General features: G+C 50.8%; 13 protein-coding genes and 1 pseudogene. 9 read left to right on the forward strand and 5 right to left on the reverse strand.

Translation table 11 applies throughout. From position 1 onward, the window contains the following. Nucleotides 1–196 precede the first annotated feature (196 nt). Entirely contained in the window at nt 197–1,177 is a 981-nt protein-coding gene (locus tag ALO80_RS05390) for an IS5-like element ISPsy2 family transposase (RefSeq protein WP_055008224.1), read from the forward strand. A gap of 454 nt (nt 1,178–1,631) precedes the next feature. On the opposite strand, the gene ALO80_RS05395 is transcribed toward ALO80_RS05390, so the two are convergent. Next, the gene (locus tag ALO80_RS05395) at nt 1,632–2,105 is read right to left on the reverse strand and encodes a hypothetical protein (RefSeq protein WP_044320143.1); all 474 of its coding nucleotides are present in this window, start codon (nt 2,103–2,105) and stop codon (nt 1,632–1,634) included. 616 nt (nt 2,106–2,721) lie between these two features. After that, nucleotides 2,722–3,353 (reverse strand): annotated as a pseudogene (locus tag ALO80_RS05400) (recombinase family protein). A 357-nt stretch (nt 3,354–3,710) separates the two neighbouring features. Between ALO80_RS05400 and ALO80_RS05405 the strand changes: the two are divergent. Next, nucleotides 3,711–4,364 carry a division plane positioning ATPase MipZ gene (locus tag ALO80_RS05405; RefSeq protein WP_055008217.1) on the forward strand — a complete coding sequence of 218 codons (654 nt, stop codon included), beginning with the start codon at nt 3,711–3,713 and terminating at the stop codon, nt 4,362–4,364. Between the two features lie 48 nt (nt 4,365–4,412). Then, nucleotides 4,413–4,724: a ribbon-helix-helix protein, CopG family gene (locus ALO80_RS05410; protein WP_055008225.1), complete on the forward strand. Its 312-nt coding sequence runs from the start codon at nt 4,413–4,415 to the stop codon at nt 4,722–4,724. Nucleotides 4,725–5,042: 318 nt separating this feature from the next. Here ALO80_RS05410 and ALO80_RS29065 read toward each other — a convergent pair whose 3' ends face one another. The 3 genes from ALO80_RS29065 to ALO80_RS05420 all read right to left on the reverse strand — a co-directional run bounded on the left by ALO80_RS29065 (nt 5,043) and on the right by ALO80_RS05420 (nt 6,564). Further along, nucleotides 5,043–5,423, reverse strand: a complete 381-nt coding sequence (locus ALO80_RS29065; RefSeq protein WP_083493154.1) for an outer membrane protein assembly factor BamE — start codon at nt 5,421–5,423, stop codon at nt 5,043–5,045. 232 nt (nt 5,424–5,655) lie between these two features. Continuing rightward, nucleotides 5,656–6,126, reverse strand: coding sequence for a DUF6392 family protein (locus ALO80_RS05415; protein ID WP_055008218.1), 471 nt, complete (start codon nt 6,124–6,126; stop codon nt 5,656–5,658). Between the two features lie 87 nt (nt 6,127–6,213). Then, entirely contained in the window at nt 6,214–6,564 is a 351-nt protein-coding gene (locus ALO80_RS05420; protein WP_004666693.1) for a helix-turn-helix domain-containing protein, read from the reverse strand. Nucleotides 6,565–6,824: 260 nt separating this feature from the next. On the opposite strand from ALO80_RS05420, the gene ALO80_RS05425 reads away from it, so the two are divergent. The 6 genes from ALO80_RS05425 to ALO80_RS05450 all read left to right on the forward strand — a co-directional run. Further along, nucleotides 6,825–7,352, forward strand: coding sequence for a transcription termination/antitermination NusG family protein (locus ALO80_RS05425; RefSeq protein WP_055008219.1), 528 nt, complete (start codon nt 6,825–6,827; stop codon nt 7,350–7,352). Nucleotides 7,353–7,427: 75 nt separating this feature from the next. After that, nucleotides 7,428–7,643 carry a hypothetical protein gene (locus tag ALO80_RS05430; RefSeq protein ID WP_004666691.1) on the forward strand — a complete coding sequence of 72 codons (216 nt, stop codon included), beginning with the start codon at nt 7,428–7,430 and terminating at the stop codon, nt 7,641–7,643. Between the two features lie 28 nt (nt 7,644–7,671). After that, nucleotides 7,672–8,370 carry a lytic transglycosylase domain-containing protein gene (locus ALO80_RS05435; RefSeq protein WP_055008220.1) on the forward strand — a complete coding sequence of 233 codons (699 nt, stop codon included), beginning with the start codon at nt 7,672–7,674 and terminating at the stop codon, nt 8,368–8,370. Next, on the forward strand, nt 8,370–8,705 hold the full coding sequence (locus tag ALO80_RS05440; protein ID WP_054067996.1) for a hypothetical protein: 336 nt from the start codon (nt 8,370–8,372) through the stop codon (nt 8,703–8,705). The genes ALO80_RS05435 and ALO80_RS05440 overlap by 1 nt, the downstream gene beginning before the upstream one ends. A gap of 12 nt (nt 8,706–8,717) precedes the next feature. Beyond that, a complete protein-coding gene (locus ALO80_RS31910; RefSeq protein WP_055008221.1) occupies nt 8,718–9,206 on the forward strand; it encodes a VirB3 family type IV secretion system protein in 489 nt (162 codons plus the stop codon). Beyond that, nucleotides 9,109–10,488: VirB4 family type IV secretion/conjugal transfer ATPase (locus tag ALO80_RS05450; protein ID WP_456238980.1), on the forward strand; the 1,380-nt coding region annotated here is incomplete at its 3' end. The genes ALO80_RS31910 and ALO80_RS05450, both read left to right, overlap by 98 nt.

Genomic DNA, 10,488 nt, shown 5'->3' on the forward strand with positions numbered 1-10,488 from the left:
GCGCCAGCATCAAAGCCATCACAGATTGTTGCAGTTTTTTTGGGGGGCTGGCTGACACACCTGAGTAGGTGTGAGAGTCGGGAATAGGCGTAGCGGCTTGTAATTGAAAACCCCCAGGCTCGCGTTTAGGGAAACTCTGAAAAAGACTTCCTAATTTGGCAAAATCTCCGGACACCAGTCGCCGAGCTTTTCGATGATGAAACAGATGACCTTCGCCGACGCCGAGTATGTCGGCAAGCGCAAGCAGACCCGTAAGGAATTGTTCCTGATCGAGATGGATCAGGTGGTGCCCTGGAAAGGTTTGATTGCCCTGATTGAGCCCTATTATCCAAAAGGAGAAGGTGGCCGGCCCGCCTACCCACTGATGGCGATGCTGCGTGTTCATCTGATGCAGAACTGGTTCGGCTACAGCGATCCGGCGATGGAAGAAGCGCTGTATGAGACGACCATCCTGCGTCAGTTTTCAGGCCTGAGCCTGGAGCGAATTCCAGACGAAACCACCATTCTCAACTTCCGTCGTCTGCTGGAAAAGCACGAGTTGGCGACCGGGATTCTCGGCGTAATTAATGGTTATCTGGGCGACCGTGGCTTGTCGTTGCGTCAAGGCACCCTCGTCGATGCCACGCAGATTCACGCGCCCAGTTCGACCAAGAACAAGGATGGCAAACGCGATCCTGAGATGCATCAAACCAAGAAAGGTAACCAGTACTATTTCGGCGCCAAGGCTCACATCGGCGCCGACGACGAGTCAGGCCTGGTGCACAGCGTGGTAGTAACAGCGGCCAATGTGGCAGACGTCACGCAGGTTGCCAAACTGCTGCACGGCGAGGAAAACGTAGTCTGCGCCGACGCAGGTTACACCGGGGTCGAGAAGCGCGAAGAACACGCCGGGCGCAAGGTCATTTGGCAGATTGCCGCCCGCCGCAGCACTTACAAAAAGCATGGAAAACGCAGTATTTTGTACAAGGCGATCCGCAAAATCGAGAAGGCCAAGGCCCAGGTTCGCGCCAAGGTCGAGCATCCGTTTCGGGTCATCAAACGCCAGTTTGGCTATGAAAAAGTGCGCTTTCGGGGCTTGGCCAAGAACACCGCGCAGATGGTGACGTTGTTCGCCCTGTCAAACCTGTGGATGGCCCGCCGACATTTGTTGGCGAGCGCAGGAGAGGTGCGCGTGTAATGCAGGAAATGGTTACCGCAAAAGGCTTTGCAGCGGCCGAAAGAGCTAAAAAGCGAAGATAATTGAGCAAATTTCGACATGCATCGTTTTTTGAAAAGTGCTGAGGACTCGGTAGCCGGAAAACATCCGGCTACTTCAGACCTTCCTTAGCAGATGCGATACAAGGAATGACATAGGATATGAGTTGACACGCGTGTCATCTTGCTCAAAAATGATCACTGAGGACTGCAAACGCGCATTTTTGGGACTGGCTTTCCAGTAATGGCCCCCCGAACTTTCGGCAGCAGTGAAACTGGTACTCACTGACGTAGGGACAATCGATAGGCCACCTTCGTATGGCTGTTTGACTCGGTTGAATTCTGACCCAAGAGACACGGAAACGAGTCTCAAAGCTAAAGAATTGCTGCGACTATGCCTCATAAATCAAAATAAAAGCGGCCCATGGGCCGTTTTTTTATGCCCATTTTTTCTCGATTGTACCCACCTGGATGCCCTTAGGTTGTGTTCGCGGCGTCCAAGTCACTACCGAATAGTGAAAGCCTAAATAGCGGTCTCCCGCCAGCGGCTCCAGCAACAGCGTACCGTCTTGAGTTCTCAACAGCGTGATGCGCTTCATATCTGCACGGGGATGAGCCTCATCGTGATAGATCTCAGTTCCCAAGACGATCAGATCCGAAACGAAACGTGGTACGTCATCCACTTTCGTACAGCCCCGGTTCCGCAGCTCCTTTTTCTTACCTTCCCAAATATGTTTCACTCCATAGCCTGCTGCCGGACGTCCAGCCATCACGCGATGCATACCGGCCTTCAGGTATATCAAGGCTTCAATAGCGTCTAGACGGTCAATGGCCGGAATCACGCCGAATATAACCCCGCCGTTGGGGTGCTCAATCACCTGGTTCGGCTTAAGTTTGAGAATTCCGGTCACGCGACCTCCCCTGTCAATGTTCCGGCATTTTACCCGCTTTTTGCAAAGTCGTTCCGGTCAGGGGGGAAGCCGGAACGGGGAGCCCGCAGAATTCGGAAAAAATCGTACGTTAGGCCATCGTTTGCGGTCAGGTTTTTAGCAAGATCACAAAACTTTTCAACGACTTATGGTTTTTAAGCGTGTCCGTTGAAGTACACCTCAACCCGGCGTCAGGCTGCTCACTAGCACCGCGTCAGACTAGGGCCGTTTTCTGCATTTTTTGACGCCGAGGCGTCTATCTATATGCTCTCAACCTGATAGCTCGAATGCTTAACGTACGATTTTGTCCGTTTTCTCTATCACCCCGCATTAGTACGAGCCACAGATCTAATGGAAGAGGCCTTACCAATCGTTGCCACTGTGAGACGAGGTCTTAATTCAGAATTTAGTCCAGGCCCTCGAAGCAATCGCAGAAAGACTCATATGAATGGAAAAGGCAATGCTAAGAAATGATTGTTTGCTGTCACGGGCACTCTGACACCCGTCAGCAGTGCTTACCGTACGGTTTTTCCCGAATTCTGCGGGCTTCCCTTTATAGTTAAAAATCATGCGCCTGCACTGCCTCGTCTTGCTACGTTCAGAACTTAGCTTTTTCTTGGTTCTGAGCCCAGACACGCTTTACCTGGCTGACACTGACACCCGCCAGCCGCGCAGTCTCTGCAATGCTACACCCGCCGCTTTTAAGGGCAATGATCTGTTCATGCACTTTAGCATTCGGCTTGCGTCCTCTATATAGACCAGCGCTCTTGGCCAAGTCGATGCCTTGCCGCTGTCGCTCTCGCCGGTCCTCGAAGTCGTCACGCGCAATTTGCAGTGCCACACGCAACAGCATGTCTTGTACGCCTTGCAACAACACCTTGGCGACGCCACTGGATGCCTCGGCCAATTCCGATAGATCGACGATGCCGGGAACCGCCAAGCGTGCGCCCTTAGCCTTATCGCGTCCACAAGCTTTTCTGCTTCGACCAAGGGAAGACGGCTGATTCGGTCGATCTTCTCAGCGATGACGACTTCACCTGGTTGCAGGTCCTCGATCATGCGCAACAGCTCGGGACGGTCGGATCGAGCGCCCGAGGCTTTTTCGCGATAGACCGCAGCCACGTAGTAGCCCGATGCTCGCGCATTGCCAATGATCGCTTCTTGGCGCTTCAAGTCCTGGTCTTCGGTACTGACACGCAGGTACACCCGCGCAACATTGAGAGTCGTCATCATATGGCCCATTTTGGTATACCCAAATAGACCCAGCATATCAGGCATGGCCCAATTGACCTAAAAGCAACCCTAAAGAGCCATGCGGGAAAGAACCACCTTTTTGAACCATACCGAGCGGCAGTGGCAGGGTTTAGGTTGTGTCCTGACACCCTCCTAAAAGCCTTCAACGTGCCAGTATTTTCAGCATACAAATGCAATACAGGATAAATACAATTTGGGCTTACCGTGTAAATACCGTGTAAATCAATAATTGTCATACAGTGTATTTTTTATGAAATACGTAGTATTGACAAATTTGTCTTCTCGCGTACATACTGTGAAATACAGTGTACATACAATGCAAGAGGTTGATTCATGGTCATTCTATTTGCGTCTGACAAAGGCGGTGTAGGCAAAAGCACTACAGCGGCCAATATGGCCGTAATGATGTCCAGCAAGGGAAAAAGCGTAATCATTCTTAAAACAGATCAAAACCCTGACTTAATGACCTGGGCAGAAATCCGTAGTACTGCAGGTCTTGCCATCATCCCCGTTCATGAAGCGTACAGGGATGTGAGCAGTGAGATTTTACGGCTTAAGCCTATGTGCGACGTCCTGCTTGTCGATTGCCCAGGGCATGACAGCGCTGAATTTCGTAGTGCGTTAACGGTAGTCGACACCCTAATCACATTGATTAAACCGTCATCAATGTTTGAAAAAGGCACTCTGACTAATCTCACTGAGACTGTACGCACAGCGCAGTACAAACATGGAAATGCGGCTCTGAAAGCCTACGTTTTGATGACGCGCATCAAGCCAAATAAGGTCCCGGATGCCATCGCTTTAGATGAGGAACTACGTAGTGATAGCGTGTGGATACAGCCGTTGAAAGCTCGACTGTCTGAGCTGGATATTTACGAGAATGCCGTAAATGTCGGCGCAGGTGTGCACGAGGTAGAACGTGCTAGCAGCTTGCCCAAAGCAAAAGCACAGCTTGAGCTAGTGGCACAAGAGATAGGGTTGCTGTAATACATTTTTGAAATACAGTGTATGTACGTTGTATGCAGAGATTTCCTCATGAAGCTTAAAAAACCGTCTTTCCAGCTACCTATCGTTGATGGGGCTGAAATTCCAGCTCCCCAAGCAAGTACTGCTCGTTTCATCGCGTCAGGGGATCGCCGTCCAGACTCAGGAAGGCCGATACCGACAACCTTTCGCTTGCCTCAAACAGTGATTGATGCTCTTGAAGAGGAAGCGGGACGAACCGGTCAGAACAAAACGACAATTCTGAAAGCGGCAGTCATGGCGTACAGTTTTCTTGAAGAAAACGAGAAGAACAAGTGGTTGTTGGATTCTATGAAAATGTCGTCAGGGAGGCAGAGAAATTAAAATCAGCTCAAAAAGATGCCGGGGTATGGCGGTAACCATCCCCGGCGCGAACAAAAACTCCTTGGAGGGAAGATTATGTCCGAAAGAGATTATAACACAGTCCGTAACCTACACCTAAGCCAGCTTTCAGACCCTAAATATCTGCACTTGCTGCGAGAGTTTGCTGGTCACATGGCCCCTCCATGCGTGGCAGAAGCCCTAATGAAGTGGCTTAATCGCCTTTGAGTAATGAAATTAGAACTGCCGTAACTCGAATGTTACGGCAGGATCGTAAATTTAAGCCCGCTTGAAAATTTCATTTCAGCGCGATCCGTAACGTTACATTCCAGCAGCATTCAGTAGTGGATTGCTTGATGAGCCATTGCCGCCATTGGTTTTATAAGCATCAATCATTGTTCCCTTTTTTGACCATTCAAAAACTGTTGCTTCAGCCGTATTTTTTCCTACAAAGGGGACCGCTGGGATGTGGTTATAGTCGTAGCGCCATATCTCTTTTCCGCTCAATTCGCTCTTTGAACTGGGGTAACCTATCTCTCTGACGACCTGGTCTTGGTTAGCATGAGTCACTTTGAGCTGCTGAACTTTTTCAGGAGATACATATGTACCAGTCTCATAATCCAGCGGGGAACGACCGTTAGCGCATCCTCCCAGCCCTGACAGGGAAAGTGCTGCTACGGCTACTAAAATTGCTTTTCTCATGTCCATATTCCTGAATTAGTCAAACGTTGTCGCGTCTATTGAGCTTTTTCTCACGCACCGCTAAGGGTGCAACAAAACGTTTAGATCTGCAACTACCTTGTTAAGTATGAAACGTGCAAAAATAGTTATAAGCGTGGTCACTTATATGATGTAGGTGAATCGCAGCCTTACGCGCTGGCAGGGGAGAGCTAGTCCCTAGGTAGCTGCGACCGTTGCGGAAAAATTGAAAGTTCTAGACATTTTTATCAACTAAAGAAATTAATATATTGCTGACCAACATATCTTCGTTGTATTGAATGTCCAGAATTGCTTCTGGGTGCAAGGATGAATCGAGCTGATATACATCCCACCCGTACAGCTCTGTTGGAAACAGATCCATCTGAGACTTGGTAAACATTGGTGCTCCAAGCAGTAAGCGGGCATCTCTTTTATTTCTTATCTTATCTAAGGGATATGGCAACATTCCCATAAATCCAGGATTAGCTTTATTGAGAGCTCTAGTAAAAGAAAAAGTAATCATTTCAAGACAAAGGGTTTCTTCCCAGAAGACCAGTTCGACACCTGGAGCTATTTCCAGTTCGAGTGTTTCTTCGCTTTCGTACATATGAGACAGTTTAGTGTCAGTAAGTAAACCTTCCTGAATAAGGGCTTTGTGAGAAATGCCCATATTTTTTATTAAGGATATAATATTACTATTTTGCATATTTATATCTATCAATTGATGTCTGCATAAAGCGGGTTACTCCAGCCGCAAAAGCCCTTTTTACCAGAAAATCCGAGACGTTGCCTATCACCGCCCACGTTCGGGTTGGGTCGATTCTTTGGCAACGCCAATCAGCCGCTCTAGCTGGCTAGGATCATTGATCGTGCGAACGAGGTCTATCAATTCCGAGCGTAAATCAAGCACAGCCTGAAGCTTTACATCGATTTTGACGGGTAGGAGGTCCATCGGTGAAATCTCAAAGAATTCAGCCATCTTGATAAGCTGCTCGCCATCAGGGGCTGTTTCTGCGCGTTCGTATCGACCGATAGAAGCAACCTCGCACTCAATGGCTTCTGCCAACGCTGATTGAGTAAGGCCTCTACTCTTGCGGTGTGCCTTTATGCGAGATCCGATTATTTTGCGGATTGAGCTCATCATGGCGCCCAAAATCCGTTTATTTTCAACACTTTATTTTATTTTTAAAGACTATTTTTGTATTTTCTACAAAAATGACTTGTTGTAAGTGTTGTCGGACGCTAAAATCGCGACGTAGCTATGTGTTGTGGCAATTTTAAATACTGTATGTATAATCAGTCCTCGAATATGGATCAACGGGGGCGGCCAAGATTTAGAATCAGGCCTTAAAAAGAACAGACGGCGCGTTTGTGGCGGAGCGTGCCCAGAGCAGGAGTAAAAGGATGTCAAATTGGTATCTGATCAACCACAATCCAAAAGCAGTTCAGGGAATCATTTTCCGTATTCGCGCTCTAGGCGCAGAAGATGTGTATTCCCCAGCTAATCTAAAAATTACTAAAAGGTTAGACTGCAATGGGGTCCGAACCTCAGAAACGCAGTTGTTTCCCGGTTATCTTTTTGTAAAGTTGAACCCTGAGGTTTTACACACGTCCATCGTTTTGCAGGTTTCAGGAGTTAAAGAGTTTGTAAGCTTTGGTGGTGTTCTTGCTACTGTATCTGACTGCTTGATTGAAGCTATAAAAAGCTCTCTTTTAGTCAGGGTAGATAAAAAAATTACACAGATTGAGTGCCGCGGCGTTCATCCAGAATTACTGGTTCGGCTTGAATCCATTACTCTAATAAAATCTAGGTTTGACAGACAAGCTGCGCTTTTTAAGTTGTTGCAGGAAGAGAGTAGGATTTTGAATCGAGACGATTCCCGTGTTGTGTCAGTAATAGACCGTCCGTTCGTAAATGAATTAATTAGCTAGCTTGGCTAGAAAATAACTGTAAATTTTAGTTCAACACTACAAGCTTCTTGTGGTGTTTTAGTATTTGGAGAATATATGTCCATGAAAGACCGTGGAAAGATTGGTTCTAAAGCGGAGGTTCGTGTCATTTATATTGGTGCTGAACGCTTCACTACTCTTTCTGAATCGGCCATTGACGTGAGCTATAGGGGGAAGAGGCAAATTACAGCTTCTCAGATGGCCCAATATGTAGTCGATAACTATCTTGAGGTCGCTATGGAGAAATTATTAAAAGAAATTCAATCTTCCTAATGTAACAGCAAACCTTATGGAGGTTTAAATGCTCACCACCAGTGCCTTTCTGGCCCTGGCTATGCAATGTGCTCCCTCGATACACCCTGCCACGCTTACCCCCATCGTCAAGACAGAATCGTCCTTCAATCCCTATGCGATTGGCGTGGTCGGCAACGTGTTGCCGCGCCAACCACAAAGCCTGGATGAAGCCGTATTGGCGGTGAAAAAGCTGGTGGCAGAGGGCGCTGATTTCAGCATCGGCCTGGGCCAGATCAACCGGCAGCATTTCGATGTCAGCCGACCCGAACCTGTATTCGAACCCTGCACCAACCTGCGCATGGCAGAGCGAGAGCTGCAAGCCTGCTACGTGAAGGCCAGTAAAGCTGATCCGGATACGCAGGGCGCTTTGCGCAAAGCCATCTCCTGTTATTACAGCGGCAACCTCACACGCGGCTTCAAAGCCGAACCAGCGTTTGGCGGTAGCAGTTATGTGCAGCGTGTGTTGGCCAACGCAGACGGTACCAACGTGACCGTCCCGGCACCGGAAGGCGGCTCTGCTGAACCTGGCCAGCCCCAACGCGCTCCGGCTCCGGCGTCCACCGTTGAGCCGACCTATGAAAGCTGGGACGTGCTGCGCCAGTACCCGCGACCTGCACAACCTCCCGTTTCTGCTCCATCCGCTGCACCTACTGTTCAGGTTTCACCCCCTGAACAACCCTCCACTCCCCCCAAAGAGGATCAATGATGATCAAACGTACCCTTGTGCCCAACAAAGGCGAACTCTGCATTTTGCTGGTGGCCGTGGCCTGCCTGCCCGGCATTGCCTCTGCCGACTGGCTGAGCACGCTGAACCAGTGGGGCAGTAATATCCGCCTGGGCCTCTACACCCTCGCGGGCACCTTAGCCCTGATTAGCCTGATCTGGTCAGGTGCTCAATGGCTGATTGCCCGATCCACGGGCGACCGCTCGCACACCTTCATGGACTACTTGCAACAGGTGGGTGTGATGCTGGTTGTCGGAGGCTCGGTAGCCTTGGGTACAGCAGCCTGGCAGGTGTTCGGCACCGGCGTACCGGGTTGACCAGGAGCGCTTATGGCCAGTAACGAAGTACTCAAGAAACTGACCTTCGAAAGCTACAACGCGATGAGTCGGCCCGCGATGTTCTGGAACATTCCCATCATGCCGATGGTGGGGTTGCTGATGGGCGGCTTGGTCTTCGGTGTGGCCGCCACGTTCGTGCTGTCCTGGGTGTGGGGCCTGGTCGCTGCCTCCCCATTCCTGATGGCCCTCATCGCCTTGAGGGTCGTGGGCCTGATCGATCCTCAGTATTTGCGCCGTATCCGCTTCGCACGGCGGCGTCTCTGGCTGAACCTCATGCACGGCAAGCCGTTGTTGCTGACCCCCTTTAACCCGCAATGGAATGAATTTTATGGCGCACGATTTTCACACAAGCGTTATGCCCCCGGAAAAGAAAGTGCCTTTGATGCGCTATCCGGTCCACGAACACATGGTGACCCTGCCCGGCAATCGCCTGGTGAGCCTGATCCAGTTGAAGGGGGTTTCCAGCGAAACCCGCAGTGATGACGAACTGATCCACCTGTTTCACAACCTCAACCGCTACTTCCTGGCCCTGGGCAAAAAGGAAGGCAAGCACCTGATGCTGCAAACCTACATCACCAAGACGGGCATCGAGCTGGACACCCCGTACACCTTGCCGCTGCCCGCGCTGCAGGACTTCGTGGACGCTTACACCGCGCCGTTTCGCAACGGCACCTTCTACCAAGTGGGGTACAGCATTGCCCTGATCCTCAAGTACCGCGAGGTCGATGAAGGGATCGAGCGCATGGGCGACCTGTTGTCGCTGTCCGAAACGTTGCTGGCCGACTATGAGCCGGCCATCCTGGGCCTAGAGGAGAACGAACACGGTGCATTGTTCTCGCAGATCGGACGTTATTACAGCCTGCTGATCAACGGCCACGAAAAAGACGTGCTGGTCAGTGATACCCGCCTGGGTGACGCGATCATTGATAGCGTCACCAACTTTGAAAACTACGATTTCGTCGAGAACCGGCCCAACCGGGGCGGTCAGCGTTTCGCGACCACCTTTGACCTGCGCGACTACCCCAGTGGCGGCACCTACCCCGGCATGTGGGACGAAGCCATCGAGCAGCAATTCGAGTTCACCCTGGTGCAGACGTTTCTGTTCGAGGACCGTAACAAGGCCAAGGACAAATTCAAAAAGCACGTCGCGGATCTGGGCTCGGTCGAGCGTGATTCCAAGCAGACCGAGGAGCTTGAAAATGCCGTCGAGGCCATCACCCTGGGCGACAAGGCGTTTGGCCGCTATCACGCCTCCCTGATCGTCTATGGCAAGACCCCGGACCAGGCCATCGAGAACGGCACGAAAATGGCGTCGGTGTTCACGGTGCGTGATGCGACATTCGTGCGTTCGACCATGAGCAACATCGACACCTGGTACACGCAGTTCCCCGGTGTGACCGAGGCGATGTACCCCATGATGAAATCGACCGAGAACCTGGCATGCAGCTTTTCCCTGCACTCCACCCCCACGGGCAAGCTCAAGGGCAACCCCATTGGTGACGGGACAGGCGTCATGCCTGTGCTGACGGCCAACAAGTCGTTGTATGTCCTCAACGTGCATGACAGTCCGCCCGGCCAGAACAACCTCGGTGAAATGCTGCCAGGGCATGCGGTCTTCACGGGCCAGACGGGGGTGGGTAAAACCACCGCTGAGGCCACCTTGCTGACCTTTCTCAGCCGCTTTGACCCGCTGATATTCAGCATCGATTACAACCAGTCGTTGCGACACCTGCTGTGTGGATTGGGGGCCGAGTATTACACC

It is taken from the genome of Pseudomonas caricapapayae (assembly GCF_001400735.1).
GTDB lineage: Bacteria > Pseudomonadota > Gammaproteobacteria > Pseudomonadales > Pseudomonadaceae > Aquipseudomonas > Aquipseudomonas caricapapayae.